This window comes from Falsochrobactrum tianjinense, assembly GCF_019100495.1.
GTDB classification, from domain to species: Bacteria; Pseudomonadota; Alphaproteobacteria; order Rhizobiales; family Rhizobiaceae; genus Brucella; species Brucella tianjinense.
Window position 1 is genome coordinate 134,871 of the sequence record NZ_JAHRVA010000006.1, and the last position, 15,827, is coordinate 150,697.

Here is a 15,827-nt window from a genome sequence, read left to right on the forward strand (position 1 = left end):
TTTTACAGTTTAGTTGCCTGATCTGGTTCCGCGATAGATGTTGACGCCCAGTTCGCGGATTTTCTTGCGCAATGTATTGCGATTAAGGCCCAGAATTTCTGCTGCCTTGATTTGATTGCCACGCGTGGCAGTCAGGCAGGCGAGGATGAGCGGATACTCAAACTCCGCCAGAACCCGATGATAGAGGCCCGGCGGCGGCAAATCAGGGCCGAAGGATGCGAAATAGCGCTGCATATTCTGCTCAACCACCTGAGATATGGTAATATTGTCGGTACTTCCCTCCCCGACCGCCGGACTGTCGGGTCTTGGAATATCAGGCTTCAATTCGGCTTCGATGATTTCAGGGGAAATCTCCTCCTGCGGATAAAGCGCTGCCAGCCTGCGCACGAGGTTTTCCAGCTCGCGCACATTTCCCGGCCAGGGGTAATGGCGCATCATGTCCAGACCGTCTGCGGTAATGCGTTTTTCCGGCAATCCTTCGTCTGCGATCCGCTTGAAAAAATGCCGGACGAGATCGGCCACATCCTCGCTACGTTCACGCAGCGGCGGCAGGCGCAAAGGCACTACATTGAGCCGGTAGTACAGGTCTTCCCGGAACAGCCCTTGCGCGATGAGCTGGCGCAGATCCTTATTGGTGGCGGCCACGATCCGCACGTCGGTCTTGATCGGCGTGCGTCCGCCCACAGTCATATATTCGCCCTGCTGCAACACGCGCAGCAATCGCGTCTGCGCTTCCATCGGCATGTCACCGATTTCATCAAGAAAAAGCGTACCGCCATTGGCTTGCTCGAAACGTCCGCTCGAACGGTTCTGCGCGCCGGTGAAAGCGCCTTTCTCATGTCCGAACAGCTCCGATTCGATCAGATCGCGCGGAATGGCCGCCATATTGATCGCAACGAACGGCCCCTTGCAGCGGCGTCCATATTCATGCAGCGCGCGAGCGACCAGTTCCTTGCCGGTCCCGGATTCGCCCGTCACCATAACGGTCAGATCGGTCTGCATCATGCGCGCCAGAAGACGATAGATTTCCTGCATCGCCGGAGACCGGCCCACCAAAGGCATATTCTCGACCTGCTCATCGCCAAGCGATGTGGCCACGGGTCTGCTTTTCGGCTCTGCAAGCGCACGCCCGACAATATTGATAAGTTCGGTCAGGTCGAACGGCTTGGGCAGATATTCATAGGCTCCCGCTTCGGAAGCCCGTATGGCGGTCATGAAGGTGTTCTGCGCGCTCATCACCACTACCGGCAGATCGGGACGCGTTTTCTTGATGCGCGGCAGCAGATCGAAAGCATTCTCATCAGGCATCATCACGTCGGTGACGACGAGATCGCCGTCTCCAGCGGAAACCCAGCGCCAAAGCGACGCGGCATTGGAAGTCACCCGCACGTCATAACCCGCGCGTGACAGCGCCTGATTGAGCACCGTGCGGATTGCGGCGTCATCATCAGCCACTAATATCGTACCCGTGGGACGTCCAGCATTCATGCGTCGTTTCCTGTCCGTGCTGGCATATTTTCTGCCATTCCAATGAGATCAGCCGGATTCGTCCAGGCGGGCATGAGAATACGGAAGGTCGTGCGCGAAGGGTGGCTATCGCATTCGATAATGCCGCCATGATCGCCGATAATCTTTGCGACCAGCGCCAGACCCAACCCCGAACCGTTAATCTTGGTGGTGACGAATGGATCGAACAGATGCGGCAGCATATCCTGCGGTACGCCGGGGCCATTGTCCTGGACGCAGAATTCAAGCGGCAGCGCCACCCGATCTCGCGCGCCGGGAACCTGCAAGCGGATACCCGGACGATAGGCCGAAGAAAGAATAATTTCACCGCCTTCACGCCCATCGATGGCTTCCGCCGCGTTTTTTATGAGGTTGAGAAAAACCTGCACAAGCTGATCCCGATTGGCAAAGACCGGCGGCAGCGACGGATCATAATCCTCCGTAAATCGGACATGTCGCGCAAAACCATTGCGCGCTATCGCTTTTACTCGATCAAGCACAACATGAATATTGACGGCACTACGCTCAATGGGGCGCTCGTCAGAAAACACTTCCATACGGTCGACCAGCTTTACAATGCGGTCCGTCTCATCGGTGATCAGCCTCGCAAGTGCGCGATCTTCATCGCTCACCACCTGTTCGAGCAATTGAGCGGCGCCTCGAATGCCCGAGAGCGGATTCTTGATCTCGTGTGCCAGCATGGAAGCAAGGCCCGACACCGAACGCGCGGCACCGCGATGGGTCATCTGGCGGTCGATCTTTTCCGCCATGCTCTTCTCCTTGAACAGGATAACCACGGCTCCCGGCGCTTCGATCACCGGCGCGACATAGAGATCGACAATCCGCTCTGTACCGAGCTTCGGTGACGAAATATCGACGCGATATTCATTGACTGGAATCTGGCTGGCGCGGACCTGATCAACCAAGGCCAGCAAGGGACTGCCGAATGGCAGGAAGGATTCGAACCGGTTGCGTGCCAGAATAGACGAACCCGAACGGAAAAACTGTTCGGCGTCGAGATTGGCGTAAACAATATGATTGTCAGCGCCGATCATGATGACAGGCTGGCTGAGTGCATCCAGCACAATCGACGCAAGATTGGCGGACGCAAGATTGGCCGCTTCGCCGCTTCCGCGCATCAGGCAACCTTTCTCGTCGTGCCAGGCAAAACTGCCTCGCGCAGGAAAATGCGACGCAGCCCGTCAATAACATCGGCGGGGTCAGTCAATGTCATGATCTGAGCCTTATCGGCAGGCGAGAATGCCGCGCTTGCGTGACGATCCAGATACCAGCCCAAATGCTTTCTAGCATGACGGATACCTGTCTTGCTGCCATAATGGTTCAGCATATCTTCATAATGTCTTATAATATAATCGAGAATTGTATTCTCGGATTGCGGCGCATGATCGCTTCCGGCAATCGAGCCCGCAAGCCAGGGCTGGCCGTAAGAGGCACGCCCGACCATGACCGCATCGGCTCCCGAACGGCGCAATATTTCTTCCGCATCCTGCCGGGATGCAACATCACCATTGGCCACAAGCGGAATTTTCACAGCATCCCGCACCGCGCGGATGGCAGTCCAGTCGGCGTTGCCCTCATAGAACTGGCAGCGCGTACGTCCATGCACCGTAACCATGACGATACCGGCATCTTCAGCGCGTTTGGCCAGTTCGGGCGCATTGATGCTGTTTTCATCCCAGCCCAATCGCATTTTGAGTGTAACCGGGACCTTGACTGCCGCGACCGTGGCCTCCACCAGCGTCATGGCATGATCGAGATCGCGCATGAGGGCCGAACCGGAATAGCCGCCCGTTACCTTCTTCGCCGGACAACCCATATTGATATCGATAATATCGGCACCTTCGCCCTCCGCTATCTTTGCGGCCTCGCCCATCCAGTGCGCTTCGCGGCCTGCAAGTTGCACCACATGCGTACCAAGTCCTTCGCCGGAAAGCCGCAACATGCTTTCCTTATGGCGATTGCACAATTCGGCACTCGCCACCATTTCCGAAACCACCATACCCGCGCCCGCTTCCGCAGCGCGTTTGCGAAACGGGAGATCGGACACACCCGACATGGGCGCAAGGAAGACGCGGTTCTTGAGTACCACGCCACCGATATTCAAAGCTTGATTAAGGAAATCCACCAATAATGCCTATTTGATGTGCATGAAGGAATTAGCCCATACTTTAATCAATATGTGTTTTGGACGCAAGAAAAAGCACACGCGACCCCTGATAAAACAATTGCCGACTGGCAATTGACGTCACAAGGCATTATCCCGCTGGAGAGGCAATTCTTTCATAAGGGCTAAGGCGATTTCTAGGGCAGCAGCGGTCATTGTGGCAGCCGGTCGGGGCGAACGGGCAGGCCAGAGCATCGAGGGACCGAAACAATATCGGCGCATTGGCGGCGAGACCGTCCTGGCGCGTACGCTGCGCGCTTTCGCTGATTACCCCCTGATTGATGAGATCATCGTCGTCATCCACCCGGATGACACCGTGCTTTATCAGAACGCCATTCAGGCCGATTACGCGAATGTGCGCGTGGTTATCGGCGGCCCGACCCGGCAGGAATCTACCCGCCTTGGATTGCTGGCCCTTGCAGAAAATCCGCCACAATATGTCCTGATCCACGATGGCGTGCGCCCCTTTGTGAAGCAGGATTTGCTCACCCGCATTCTTGACAGCTTGTCACCCCAAGAAGGCATATTGCCTGCGCTTGCCGTATCGGACACATTAAAACAGGCGACAGCCGATGGCACAGTGAAAACCACTGTCCCGCGCGCAGGCCTGTTCTCGGCACAGACGCCGCAGGCTTTTCCGTTTACGCCCATTCTGGCAGCGCATGAAAAGGCGTTCGCCATCCAGCGCGCGGATTTTACCGACGACGCTGCAATTGCCGAGTGGCACGGGCTGACGGTGCGTATAATCGAAGGCTCCGCAGACAATACGAAACTGACATGGGCCAAGGATATCGAAATGGCCGACAAACGTTTAAGGCAGAATATGACTTCATTTCCAGATATTCGCACCGGCAATGGCTATGACGTTCACAGCTTCGAGCCCGGCGACCATGTAACTCTGTGCGGCGTTGACATTCCGTATGAGAAAAAACTCAGCGGACATTCCGACGCGGATGTCGCTTTACATGCCTTGACCGACGCCCTGCTCGCCACCCGAGGCGCGGGCGATATCGGCACGCATTTTCCGCCCTCCGATCCGCAATGGAAGGGTGCTGCCTCTCATATCTTTGTCGAACATGCGGTAAAAATCGTGCGCGACGCGGGTGGTCGCATCGCCAATGCCGATGTGACGCTGATTGCCGAGGAGCCGAAAATCGGCCCGCACCGGCCCGCTATGACCGAGGCGCTGGCCAATATGCTGGGTATCAGCACCGACCGGATTTCGATCAAGGCCACAACCAATGAAAAGCTCGGCTTTCTTGGCCGTGGCGAAGGAATTGCTGCTATTGTGACTGCAACGGTGGTCTATCCCGGTGAGGTTCCCGAATGATCGCAGAAGAAAAGTCCATTCAGGTTCTTGAAGCCTGCCGCAGCCACAGCCTGATGATTGTCACCGCCGAATCCTGCACCGGCGGGCTGATTGCGGCGGCCCTGACTGATATCGCAGGATCTTCCGATGTGGTGGATCGAGGCTTCGTGACCTATTCCAACGAAGCCAAGCATGAGATGATCGGCGTACCGGTCGAACTCATTATCGAAAAAGGCGCAGTATCGAAAGAAGTTGCCATCGCCATGGCCGAAGGGGCGCTTGCCCATTCGCGCGCAGGCATCAGCATCGCTGTCACCGGCGTTGCCGGTCCCGGCGGCGGCTCCGCCAAAAAGCCTGTCGGTCTGGTGCATATTGCCAGTGCACGCAGCGGTCATCCAACCCTGCATAAAGAATGCCACTTTGGCGAAAAGACGCGAGCAGAAATACGCCACGCGACCGTACTTGCCGCGCTGGAACTGGTTCTTCAGGCAATGCCGTAAATCTGGTCGGCGCGTTTTTCAAAAGCTTCGGAAAATTTCTTGAAGGCCAGATCGAACATGGTTCCCATCAGCAAGCCGAGGGTACGGCTCCTGAACTCATAATCGATGAAGAACTCCACATCGCATTGGGAACCGTCGCCAACGGAAATGAAGGTCCACCGATTGTCAAGATAGCGGAACGGACCGTCGAGATATTTGACGTCGATCACATTATGCGTCGGGCTGAGCAGCACCTGGCTGGTAAATGTCTCGCGGATCATCTTATAGCCCACTGTCATATCGGCGATCAGTAGCGCCTTTTCGCCTCGCTCCTTGCGCGTGCGGATGGTCAAAGCCTCACACATGGGCAGGAAAAGTGGATATTTTTCGATATCCGCAACCAGAGCGAACATTTGTTCGGCCCGGTGGTTCACCCGCCTGACGGTCGTAAATTGCGGCATATGTTACGAAGCCTGTATTGCGATCTGCGCTTCGCGCGCAGCCTTGAGCTTGGCGAAATCATCACCGGCGTGGTGTGACGAACGCGTCAGCGGGCTGGAGGCAACCAGCAGGAATCCCTTCGTCCGACCAATAGTCTCGAACGATTTGAATTCGTCCGGCGTCACGAAACGGATGACCGGATGATGCTTTCGGGTTGGCTGGAGATATTGGCCAATGGTCATGAAATCGACCTCAGCCGAACGCAGATCATCCATGAGCTGGAGAATTTCATTTCTCTCTTCACCGAGACCGACCATAATGCCTGACTTGGTGAAAATGGTCGGGTCCAGCTCCTTGACCCGCTGCAAGAGACGGATCGAATGGAAATAGCGCGCACCGGGGCGGACCTTGAGATATTTCGACGGCACGGTTTCCAGATTGTGGTTGAATACATCCGGGCGAGCTTTGACCACGACCTCAAGCGCGCCTTCCTTGCGCAGGAAGTCCGGCGTCAGAATTTCAATTGTGGTCTTGGGTGTCGCGGCGCGGATCGCATGGATCACCTCGGCAAAATGCTGCGCGCCGCCATCGGCAAGATCGTCACGATCAACAGAGGTAATGACCACATGGGTCAGCCCCATCTGCTTGACGGCTTTGGCAACATTTTCCGGCTCATGAGGGTCAAGCGCGGTCGGAATTCCGGTCGAAACATTGCAGAATGCACAGGCGCGCGTGCATATCTCGCCCATGATCATGAAGGTCGCGTGCTTCTTTTCCCAACACTCACCAATATTCGGGCAACCAGCTTCCTCGCAGACAGTGACCAGCTTGTTCGAGCGAACAATATCGCGGGTCTCCGCATAACCGCGCGAAACAGGAGCCTTGACACGAATCCAGTCCGGCTTTTTCAGCACTTCATTATCGGGGCGGTGCGCCTTTTCCGGGTGCCGCTGGCGTCTGCTCTGGTCCACCATGTCGAGAACTGTAACCATGCTATTTCCTGCCTATCCGGAGCAGCCATAGCTCCTTGTAACTGAAGCGGTGGTAATTGCTGCGCCGCTTGCTGTCAATGTCGTGCGGCCAGCCCGAGCGCGCGGAACACCAAAGCCCATATCAGGCCGAACGCCAATCCCGCTATGCCCATTGCCAGCGTCACTATCCAGACGCCATACCAGCCTGAAAGCGCCATTCCATTGATCGATATGGTGTTTCCGCCAAGCAGGCTCAAGGTGCCGGCAATGAAGCCAAGCAACAGACCGCCTACTGTGCACCATTTGATCGCAGGCCAGGCGGCGCGCCGCCACGGCCCTCCATCTTCGATCAGAGGAATATTGCCTCTCCTTTATGCATCAGGCATTGATGACTCGGCCATAGGCATCCAGAACGCTTTCCTTCATCATTTCGGAGAGGGTCGGATGCGGGAAGACCGTATGCATCAGCTCTTCTTCCGTCGTCTCAAGGTTCATCGCCACAACGAAGCCCTGAATGAGTTCGGTGACTTCCGCGCCAACCATATGCGCGCCGAGCAATTGGCCCGTCTTCTTGTCGAAGATCGTCTTGACCATACCCTGATCTTCACCCAGCGCAATCGCCTTGCCATTGGCGGCGAAAGAATAACGGCCAACCCGGATATCAAGCCCCTGCTCCTTGGCCTTGGCTTCGGTGAGGCCAACCGACGCGACCTGTGGATTGCAATAGGTGCAGCCCGGAATCATGCTCTTGTCGAGCGGATGCACATTGGGCAATCCGGCGATCTTTTCCACGCAGATCGTGCCTTCATGCTCCGCCTTGTGCGCCAGCATCGGAGGACCGGCAACGTCGCCAATCGCATAGATGCCTTCGACATTGGTCTTGCCATAGCCATCGATGACAACACAGCCGCGATCAGTCTTGACGCCAAGCGCTTCAAGGCTGAGATTTTCGATATTGCCCTGCACCCCGACTGCGGAAATCATGCGGTCAACGGTGAGATTTTCAACCTTGCCGCCCTTGGTTTCAATATGGGCAGTAACGGAATCCTTGCCCTTCTCAACCTTTGTCACCTTGGCGTCGGTGATGATCTTGAGGCCGAGCTTTTCCAGACGCTTGCGCGCGAAAGCTGAAATTTCCGCATCTTCGACCGGCATGATCTGCGGCATCAGTTCGACGACCGTTACATCGACGCCCATCGCATTGTAGAAGGACGCAAATTCAATGCCGATTGCGCCCGATCCCATGACAAGCATGGATTTTGGCAATGCAGGCGGCACCATAGCTTCAAAATAGGTCCAGATCAGCTTGCCATCCGGCTCGATACCCGGCAGCGAGCGCGGACGCGCGCCAGTTGCAACAATAACGTGCTTTGCCTTGTAGCTGCCCTCACCCAGAACGCCCTTCGGCACCGGATTCTGTGGCTGCATCGGCTCTTTGGTCGATTTTGAAACTGCAATTTCAGCCGGATTAGAGCCCGAGGCGCCCTTGACGAGCTTGGCTTCGCCCCAGATCACGTCGATCTTGTTCTTTTTCATGAGAAAAGCGACGCCACCATTCAGGCGCGCCGACACGCCGCGCGAACGCTGTACAACTGCCTTCACATCGGCCTTGATCGAGCCTTCCAGCGTTAGGCCATAATCCTTGGCATTCTCGCCCAGATGCAGGACTTCCGCAGAACGCAGCAGCGCCTTGGTCGGAATGCAACCCCAGTTGAGACAGATACCGCCCAGATGCTCGCGCTCGACAATCGCCGTCTTGAGGCCAAGCTGCGCTGCGCGAATGGCAGTCACATAACCACCCGGTCCTGATCCGATAACAATTACATCATAGATGTCGGCCATATTGTCCTGCCCTTATTCCTGAAAGACGGAAACGCCGCACCTTCAGCGCGGCACTTTCCATCAGACCAGCATGCCCATCGGGTTTTCGATACGGCGCTTGAAAGCCTGCGCAAGCTCGGCAGCCAACGCCCCATCGACCGCCCGGTGGTCGGTCGAAAGCGTGACCGACATGATCGTGGCCACCTTGATTTCGCCATTTCTGACCACGGCGCGCTGCTCGCCTGCACCGATTGCGAAAATCGTCGCATGCGGCGGATTGATGATCGCAGCGAAGTCCTTGACGCCGAACATGCCAAGATTGGATACCGAGGTCGAGCCGCCCTGATATTCATCAGGCTTCAGCTTGCGGTCACGCGCGCGCTTGGCGAGGTCTTTCATCTCGTTGGAGATAGCCGACAGTGTCTTGCTTTCTGAATGACGCACGATTGGCGTAATCAGCCCGCCCGGAATGGAAACGGCTACGCCGACATCCGCGCGCTTGTGCTTGAGCATACCGCCTTCGGTCCACGATACATTCGCATCGGGAACGTCACGTAATGCCAACGCCGTCGCCTTGATGACCAGATCGTTGACAGAAAGCTTGTAGGCCGGAACCTCGCCCTTTTCCGTCTTCACGAGTGGCGCTGCAGCATTGATCTGCGAGCGCAAGGCCAAAAGCGCATCCAGTTCGCAATCAATCGTCAGATAGAAATGCGGAACCGTCTGCTTGGATTCCACCAGACGGCGGGCAATGGTCTTGCGCATACCGTCATGTGGTACGATTTCGTAAGAACCTTCCTCGAACAGCTTGAGAACGGCATCGTCCGACATCGCCTTGGGTGCGGCGACAGGCGCAGCAGCAGCCTGTGGAGCGGCAGCTTTGGCACCGCCTGAAGCAATCGCGGCTTCGACATCACGCTGCACGACACGACCACGCGGACCCGAACCCGTGACGGCTGCAATATCGATGCCTGCATCCTTGGCGATGCGGCGCGCCAGCGGCGATGAGAAGACGCGCTCGCCCTTCTCGCCCGTATCGGCAATCTTCGGCTGCTCAGCCTTGACCGGAGCCGGAGTGCTGGCTGGCGCAGCCGCTGGTGCAGCTTCTGCCTTTGGCTCTTCCTTGGGAGTTTCGGCCTTCGCTTCCGCCTTTGGCGCGCTAGCAGCAGTGCCAGCACTCTGGGCAGCTTCCGCCACATCCTCGCCTTCTTCAGCGAGAATTGCGATCAGCGCATTGACCTTTACGCCTTCCGTACCGGACGGAACGACGATCTTGGCGACAGTGCCCTCATCAACGGCTTCGACTTCCATCGTTGCCTTGTCGGTTTCGATCTCGGCGATCACATCGCCCGAGGAGACCTTGTCGCCTTCCTTGACCAGCCATTTGGCCAGATTGCCTTCTTCCATCGTCGGAGACAGCGCAGGCATGGTGATATTTATCGGCATGTCCCGTTCCTCCTCAGGCGGTGTAGGTCACGGCTTTCACCGCTTCCACAACTTCTGCAACAGTCGGCAAAGCAAGTTTTTCGAGATTTGCCGCATAAGGCATCGGCACATCCTTGCCTGCAATGGTCAGGATCGGCGCATCAAGATAATCAAACGCCTGCTGCATGACACGGGTCGCAATTTCCGTACCGACCGACGATTGCGGGAAGCCCTCTTCCACAGTCACCAGACGGCCTGTCTTTTTGACCGATTCGACAACCGTTGGAATATCCATCGGGCGAATGGTGCGCAGGTCGATGATTTCCACATCAATGCCTTGCCCCGCCAGTTCTTCCGCGGCTTTTACGGCATAAGTCATACCGATACCAAACGAAACGATGGTCGCGTCCTTGCCCTGCTTGTGAATGCGCGCTTTGCCGATCGGCAGCACAAAATCATCGAGCTTGGGCACATCGAAATGATGACCGTAGAGAATTTCATTTTCAAGGAAGATGACCGGATTTGGATCGCGGATCGCAGCCTTGAGCAGGCCCTTGGCGTCGGCAGCCGTGTAGGGCATGACCACTTTCAGACCCGGAATATGGCTATACCATGCAGCATAGCACTGCGAATGTTGTGCGGCCACGCGCGCAGCAGCCCCGGATGGGCCACGGAACACCATGGGCGCCCCCATCTGTCCGCCCGACATATAGAGCGTTTTCGCTGCCGAATTGACGATCTGGTCAACCGCTTGCATGGCGAAGTTGAAGGTCATGAATTCGACAATCGGCTTAAGACCGGCCATGGCGGCGCCCACACCCACACCGGCAAAGCCGTGTTCGGTGATCGGCGTATCGACGACGCGGCGCGAGCCGAACTCGTCCAGCAAGCCTTGTGTGATCTTGTATGCGCCCTGATACTCGGCGACCTCCTCGCCCATGACGAAGACATCTTCATCGCGGCGCATTTCTTCTGCCATGGCGTCGCGCAGTGCTTCACGCACTGTTGTTGAAACCATTTCCGTGCCGACTGGAATATCGGGATCGGAAGCTACTTCTATCCTGGGAGCGGCTGGAACGCTGTCAGCCTTTTTATCTTCGGCCTTCTTGTCTTCCGTCTTGGGCTCTTGCTTCACTTCTTCCTTGGGTGCCTCGGCTTGCGCCGCCGGTGCCGACGAAATATCGTCCGCACTTTCGCCATCGCCAAGCAGAACGGCAATCGGCGTATTGACCTTCACGCCTTCTGTGCCTTCTTCGATGAGGATCTTGCCAACCGTACCCTCATCAACAGCTTCGACTTCCATCGTCGCCTTGTCGGTTTCGATCTCGGCAATCACATCGCCGGAGACGACCTTGTCGCCTTCCTGTTTAAGCCACTTGGACAGTTTGCCCTCTTCCATCGTCGGAGAAAGGGCGGGCATGAGAATTTCTATGGGCATGACAACACCTTTCCAGAATTAGAGCAGAATATCCGTGTAGAGCTCGGAAACATCCGGCTCCGGATCGTTTTGAGCGAAATCGGCTGCATCGGCGACAATATCGCGTACCTGCTTGTCGATTTCTTTCAGCTCTTCTTCGGTTGCCCAGCCCTTTTCGACCAGACGCTGCTTGACCTGCTCGATCGGATCATGCTCCGAACGCATCTTCTGCACTTCTTCCTTGGTCCGATACTTCGCCGGGTCCGACATGGAGTGACCGCGATAGCGATAGGTGAGCATTTCCAGAATCAGCGGCCCCTTGCCCGAACGCGCCCAATCGGCAGCGAAATCGGCGGCGGCCTTGACGGCGCGCACATCCATGCCATCCACCTGAATGCCCGGAATATTGAAGGAGACACCACGCTTGGAAAAGTCGGTTTCAGCAGAAGAACGCGAAACCGATGTACCCATGGCATAGCGGTTGTTCTCGATGATGAAGATCACCGGAAGCTTCCACAGCGCCGCCATGTTGAAGCTTTCATAGACCTGTCCCTGATTGGCCGCGCCATCGCCGAAATAGGTCAGCGAGACATTGTCGTTGCCGCGATACTTGTTCGCGAAGGCAAGACCGGCCCCAATTGGAACCTGAGCGCCGACAATGCCATGCCCGCCATAGAAACCCTTTTCCTTGGAGAACATGTGCATGGAGCCGCCCTTGCCCTTGGAGTAACCTCCACGACGTCCGGTCAGTTCGGCCATGACGCCGCGCGCTTCCATGCCCGTTGCCAGCATATGACCATGGTCACGATAGGAAGTGATGACTTGATCACCCTCCTTCAACGCCATCTGCATACCGACCACGACCGCTTCCTGGCCGATATAGAGATGGCAGAAGCCGCCAATGAAACCCATGCCATAAAGCTGGCCGGCCTTTTCTTCAAAACGCCGGATCAACAACATTTCACGATAAGCGTCCAGTTCCTGCTTCTTGTCAAAATTTGCAGGCGCAGGTGCCTTGGGTGCATTAACTGAAGACGTCTGCATTTTGCCAGCAGGCGCCCTTTTAGCCCTCGGTGCCATATCTCGCTCCCTAAATTGTCGTTCTATTGTGACGTTATACAGGCATCTTACAAGATACAATATGCACCAGGAGCATAGCTGCTATGCCGCCAAGCCTTTAAAAACACACCACAAAAAGACAATTAACTTGATTTTAGTTAATTCGACCTGTCTTCCCGCGAGAGGATTATCGTCATCTCATCGGGATGGGAGAGATTAAGCGCCCTGCGGGCCTGTTCGTCAAGCATGTCCTTTTCAATGGAACCGTCGCGCAAAAGCGCGACTCGCTTTTCCAATGCCACGCGATCGACGGTAATTTTCTCAAGCTGCCGGGTGAGGATGCTTTTCTGCTCTTCAAGCTGTATGCGCGAATAAAGCCCGAACTCGCCATGATAGGCGTGAAAACCGAAATAGCTCAGAAACGCTGCCGTCAGAACGGGCAGGACGAAGCGCCCACGAATGGATTTACGTTTCTGCTTGGTCCACATTCAGGCTTCCTTTCCGGATATTCCGAGTGGCCCGATTCGTGCAAAGGCCGTCAATCCGATTTCTACCATCAAGCATTATTTTGCTTAACAGAGGTTTATCACAACCCTATTCTGAAAAAAAATTTGAGAGATTTTCCGTTGCTCTACCGCCTGAAAACACAAATGGCAGCCGAAGCTGCCATCTGATTATTGGACGAGTGAATTTATACGTCGAGAATGGTTGAGAAGCCGCCGAATATCATCCGCTTTCCATCGAAAGGCATCTCGTTGCCCATCTCTTTCATGCGCGGATCGTTCATCATCTTCTCATTAGCGGCATCTCTCGTTGCCTTATCCGGATATTCAAACCAGGAGAAGACAACATCTTCATCCGGCCCGGCCTGTACAGCGCGGCGAAAATCAGTGACCTTGCCATCTGGTACATCGTCACCCCACGCCTCGACCATGCGAGTAACGCCGAACTCCTTGAAAAGCGCAGCCGCTTGCGCTGCATGCTTGCGGTAGGTTTCCTTATTCGCCTTTGGAACAGGCACAACGAACCCTTCAATATAAGCCATTTCTCTCTCCCTTTTGCCCGCCCATTGCTTCGTTTGCATTCTTTGGCCGCGCCCAACATTGAGTTGTCGCTGGATGAAGCTTATACATTGATATCAACATATTAAAAACACGTCAATTTGCACCATTGGAATATAGGTCGGTAAAAGGCCGCTCACAAAGATCATGTAATAATGTTACTGATTAAAATAATAAATCAATAGCTTGAATAGATAGAAGGCCAATATAATAATTATTAATAATTTACGATCATAATAATACTATTTACTCAAATGAATAGGTAAGCATATGAATGATATTATCGTGAAACGCTTTGCATGTATCATTATGGCGCTCTTTCCCGCTTTATGGGGTCTGTTTAGTTTTCTTAACAATACGGCTGACTTTACAGACACAGCGCAAAATGCAGTCGCCCCTCTACTTTCCATGACTGACACTTACGGCAACCCGGCACTCACATGGCGAGCCGTCACGGCAAGCTGGGCGCCCTATCTGGGCTTAGGTGCAATTACGACCATAGAAACGCTAGCCGGAATTCTCGCCACTGCCGGAATTCTCAAGATGCTTTCTAGCTTTCGGAAAGACTACTCGGAATTCGCTCGCGGCAAGGCTTGGGCGATGCTGGGCGCGCTTTGCGCCATTGCCGTATGGGGCATCGGCTTCATGGTCGTGGGTGGCGACTGGTTCATGGCGTGGCAAGCGAAGGAAAATCCGCTCAACACGCAATTGGGCGCATTGCTTTACGCCCTGCCCTGCATGATGGCACTTGTGGTCATGATGATCCATAAGGAGAATGCCGAATAAAACAAACGGCGGCTCACAAAGCCGCCGTTCTTTCCTCAAGAGCAGTCTTGTCAGAATTACAGAAACTTCAAGGCGCTACGACCAGCATAACCCGCCTGCTTGCCCAATTCTTCCTCGATACGGATAAGCTGGTTGTACTTGGCGGTACGATCCGAACGTGCCAGCGAGCCGGTCTTGATCTGGCCGCAGTTGGTCGCAACAGCGAGATCGGCAATCGTTGCATCCTCGGTTTCTCCCGAACGATGCGACATCACAGCCGTGTAACCGGCCTTATGGGCGGTTTCTACAGCATCGAGCGTTTCGCTCAGCGAGCCAATCTGGTTGACCTTAACGAGGATCGAATTCGCAACACCCATGCGAATGCCATCGCGCAGGCGAGCCGAATTGGTGACAAACAGATCGTCGCCAACGAGCTGGCATTTATTGCCGACCAGTTCTGTCAGGTATTTCCAGCCATCCCAGTCATCCTCAGCCATACCGTCTTCAATCGAGACAATCGGATAATCGCCAACGAGCTTTGCAAGATACTTGGCTTGCGCCTTTGGGTCGCGCGTTTTGCGCTCGCCTTCATAAACGTAATTGCCGTCCTTGAAGAATTCCGTCGACGCACAATCAAGGCCGATTGCAATGTCTTCGCCCGGCTTGAACCCTGCTTTTTCAATCGACTCCATAACGAAATCGAGAGCCGCCTGCGCATTCTTCAGGTTCGGCGCAAAGCCACCTTCATCGCCGACATTTGTATTATGACCGGCATCCTTGAGGCGTTTTTTAAGTGTATGGAACACTTCCGCGCCATAGCGAACAGCTTCACGAAATGAAGGCGCACCAACAGGGAGGATCATGAATTCCTGAAAATCAATCGGATTGTCCGCATGTGCGCCGCCATTGATGATGTTCATCATTGGCACCGGCAGGATATGGGCATTGACGCCGCCGACATAGCGATAAAGCGGCAGTCCGGTTGCTTGTGCCGCAGCCTTGGCGACCGCGAGCGAAACACCGAGAATAGCATTGGCGCCCAGATTGCCCTTGTTCGGCGAACCGTCAAGCTCGATCATGGTCTGATCGATCAGCGACTGGCTTTCGGCATCAATACCGGCAATAGCGTCAAAAATCTTGCCGTTGACCGCTTCAATGGCTTTTTCGACACCCTTGCCGAGATAACGGCTGCCGCCATCACGCAATTCAACGGCTTCATGAGCGCCGGTCGATGCACCGGACGGCACGGCCGCGCGGCCAAACGAGCCATCTTCAAGCACCACGTCCACTTCGACGGTCGGGTTGCCGCGGCTGTCGAGAATTTCGCGGCCAACGATGTCGATGATTGCAGTCATAGGAGCAGGTCCTTCCCTGTAGATTGCCCCGCT

General features: G+C 55.3%; 16 protein-coding genes. 3 read left to right on the top strand and 13 right to left on the bottom strand.

The genetic code is table 11. The annotated features are described in order from the left end of the window. Positions 1-9: 9 nt before the first annotated feature. Genes ntrC through dusB form a run of 3 tightly spaced genes read right to left on the bottom strand, consistent with a single transcriptional unit; the run spans position 10 to position 3,652 of the window. On the bottom strand, positions 10-1,488 hold the full coding sequence (ntrC, locus tag KUG47_RS13795; RefSeq protein WP_217678558.1) for a nitrogen regulation protein NR(I): 1,479 nt from the start codon (positions 1,486-1,488) through the stop codon (positions 10-12). Then, positions 1,485-2,645 carry a two-component system sensor histidine kinase NtrB gene (locus KUG47_RS13800; RefSeq protein WP_217678559.1) on the bottom strand — a complete coding sequence of 387 codons (1,161 nt, stop codon included), beginning with the start codon at positions 2,643-2,645 and terminating at the stop codon, positions 1,485-1,487. The genes ntrC and KUG47_RS13800 overlap by 4 nt, the downstream gene beginning before the upstream one ends. After that, the gene (gene dusB, locus KUG47_RS13805) at positions 2,645-3,652 is read right to left on the bottom strand and encodes a tRNA dihydrouridine synthase DusB (protein WP_217678560.1); all 1,008 of its coding nucleotides are present in this window, start codon (positions 3,650-3,652) and stop codon (positions 2,645-2,647) included. The genes KUG47_RS13800 and dusB overlap by 1 nt, the downstream gene beginning before the upstream one ends. Before the next feature lie 157 nt (positions 3,653-3,809). Here dusB and KUG47_RS13810 point away from each other — a divergent pair, with 157 nt between their 5' ends. Next, positions 3,810-5,021, top strand: coding sequence for a bifunctional 2-C-methyl-D-erythritol 4-phosphate cytidylyltransferase/2-C-methyl-D-erythritol 2,4-cyclodiphosphate synthase (locus KUG47_RS13810; RefSeq protein WP_217678662.1), 1,212 nt, complete (start codon positions 3,810-3,812; stop codon positions 5,019-5,021). Then, positions 5,018-5,500: a CinA family protein gene (locus tag KUG47_RS13815; RefSeq protein ID WP_217678561.1), complete on the top strand. Its 483-nt coding sequence runs from the start codon at positions 5,018-5,020 to the stop codon at positions 5,498-5,500. The genes KUG47_RS13810 and KUG47_RS13815 overlap by 4 nt, the downstream gene beginning before the upstream one ends. Here KUG47_RS13815 and KUG47_RS13820 read toward each other — a convergent pair. From KUG47_RS13820 to KUG47_RS13860, 9 genes are all read right to left on the bottom strand, one after another. Beyond that, complete coding sequence (locus KUG47_RS13820; RefSeq protein WP_217678562.1) at positions 5,485-5,940, bottom strand: type II toxin-antitoxin system RatA family toxin; 456 nt, start codon at positions 5,938-5,940, stop codon at positions 5,485-5,487. The two genes, KUG47_RS13815 and KUG47_RS13820, sit on opposite strands and share 16 nt — an antisense overlap. Positions 5,941-5,943: 3 nt before the next feature. Further along, complete coding sequence (gene lipA / locus KUG47_RS13825; RefSeq protein ID WP_217678563.1) at positions 5,944-6,912, bottom strand: lipoyl synthase; 969 nt, start codon at positions 6,910-6,912, stop codon at positions 5,944-5,946. Positions 6,913-6,986: 74 nt separating this feature from the next. Continuing rightward, positions 6,987-7,172, bottom strand: coding sequence for a hypothetical protein (locus tag KUG47_RS13830; protein WP_217678666.1), 186 nt, complete (start codon positions 7,170-7,172; stop codon positions 6,987-6,989). 97 nt (positions 7,173-7,269) lie between these two features. Next, a complete protein-coding gene (lpdA, locus tag KUG47_RS13835) occupies positions 7,270-8,733 on the bottom strand; it encodes a dihydrolipoyl dehydrogenase (protein WP_217678564.1) in 1,464 nt (487 codons plus the stop codon). 60 nt (positions 8,734-8,793) lie between these two features. After that, positions 8,794-10,158 carry a pyruvate dehydrogenase complex dihydrolipoamide acetyltransferase gene (locus KUG47_RS13840; RefSeq protein ID WP_217678565.1) on the bottom strand — a complete coding sequence of 455 codons (1,365 nt, stop codon included), beginning with the start codon at positions 10,156-10,158 and terminating at the stop codon, positions 8,794-8,796. Positions 10,159-10,171: 13 nt separating this feature from the next. Continuing rightward, the gene (locus KUG47_RS13845; RefSeq protein WP_217678566.1) at positions 10,172-11,575 is read right to left on the bottom strand and encodes a pyruvate dehydrogenase complex E1 component subunit beta; all 1,404 of its coding nucleotides are present in this window, start codon (positions 11,573-11,575) and stop codon (positions 10,172-10,174) included. Between the two features lie 18 nt (positions 11,576-11,593). Then, entirely contained in the window at positions 11,594-12,634 is a 1,041-nt protein-coding gene (gene pdhA, locus KUG47_RS13850) for a pyruvate dehydrogenase (acetyl-transferring) E1 component subunit alpha (RefSeq protein WP_217678567.1), read from the bottom strand. Positions 12,635-12,771: 137 nt separating this feature from the next. Next, positions 12,772-13,101, bottom strand: coding sequence for an FtsB family cell division protein (locus tag KUG47_RS13855; protein WP_217678568.1), 330 nt, complete (start codon positions 13,099-13,101; stop codon positions 12,772-12,774). 203 nt (positions 13,102-13,304) lie between these two features. Then, on the bottom strand, positions 13,305-13,658 hold the full coding sequence (locus tag KUG47_RS13860; protein WP_217678569.1) for a DUF1428 domain-containing protein: 354 nt from the start codon (positions 13,656-13,658) through the stop codon (positions 13,305-13,307). A gap of 286 nt (positions 13,659-13,944) precedes the next feature. Between KUG47_RS13860 and KUG47_RS13865 the strand changes: the two genes are divergently transcribed. Then, on the top strand, positions 13,945-14,460 hold the full coding sequence (locus tag KUG47_RS13865; protein ID WP_217678570.1) for a DUF2165 family protein: 516 nt from the start codon (positions 13,945-13,947) through the stop codon (positions 14,458-14,460). A gap of 56 nt (positions 14,461-14,516) precedes the next feature. On the opposite strand, the gene eno is transcribed toward KUG47_RS13865, so the two are convergent. Beyond that, on the bottom strand, positions 14,517-15,794 hold the full coding sequence (eno, locus tag KUG47_RS13870) for a phosphopyruvate hydratase (RefSeq protein ID WP_217678571.1): 1,278 nt from the start codon (positions 15,792-15,794) through the stop codon (positions 14,517-14,519). Positions 15,795-15,827 lie beyond the last annotated feature (33 nt).

What these genes read in the sequence shown, in the direction of transcription:
- KUG47_RS13800 (WP_217678559.1), bottom strand. Translation starts at nt 2,645, where the DNA reads ATGCGCGGAAGCGGCGAAGCGGCCAATCTTGCGTCCGCCAATCTTGCG.
- KUG47_RS13855 (WP_217678568.1), bottom strand. Translation starts at nt 13,101, where the DNA reads ATGTGGACCAAGCAGAAACGTAAATCCATTCGTGGGCGCTTCGTCCTG.
- KUG47_RS13815 (WP_217678561.1), top strand. Translation starts at nt 5,018, where the DNA reads ATGATCGCAGAAGAAAAGTCCATTCAGGTTCTTGAAGCCTGCCGCAGC.
- lipA (WP_217678563.1), bottom strand. Translation starts at nt 6,912, where the DNA reads ATGGTTACAGTTCTCGACATGGTGGACCAGAGCAGACGCCAGCGGCAC.
- pdhA (WP_217678567.1), bottom strand. Translation starts at nt 12,634, where the DNA reads ATGGCACCGAGGGCTAAAAGGGCGCCTGCTGGCAAAATGCAGACGTCT.
- lpdA (WP_217678564.1), bottom strand. Translation starts at nt 8,733, where the DNA reads ATGGCCGACATCTATGATGTAATTGTTATCGGATCAGGACCGGGTGGT.
- KUG47_RS13860 (WP_217678569.1), bottom strand. Translation starts at nt 13,658, where the DNA reads ATGGCTTATATTGAAGGGTTCGTTGTGCCTGTTCCAAAGGCGAATAAG.
- KUG47_RS13865 (WP_217678570.1), top strand. Translation starts at nt 13,945, where the DNA reads ATGAATGATATTATCGTGAAACGCTTTGCATGTATCATTATGGCGCTC.
- KUG47_RS13820 (WP_217678562.1), bottom strand. Translation starts at nt 5,940, where the DNA reads ATGCCGCAATTTACGACCGTCAGGCGGGTGAACCACCGGGCCGAACAA.
- eno (WP_217678571.1), bottom strand. Translation starts at nt 15,794, where the DNA reads ATGACTGCAATCATCGACATCGTTGGCCGCGAAATTCTCGACAGCCGC.
- KUG47_RS13845 (WP_217678566.1), bottom strand. Translation starts at nt 11,575, where the DNA reads ATGCCCATAGAAATTCTCATGCCCGCCCTTTCTCCGACGATGGAAGAG.
- ntrC (WP_217678558.1), bottom strand. Translation starts at nt 1,488, where the DNA reads ATGAATGCTGGACGTCCCACGGGTACGATATTAGTGGCTGATGATGAC.
- KUG47_RS13840 (WP_217678565.1), bottom strand. Translation starts at nt 10,158, where the DNA reads ATGCCGATAAATATCACCATGCCTGCGCTGTCTCCGACGATGGAAGAA.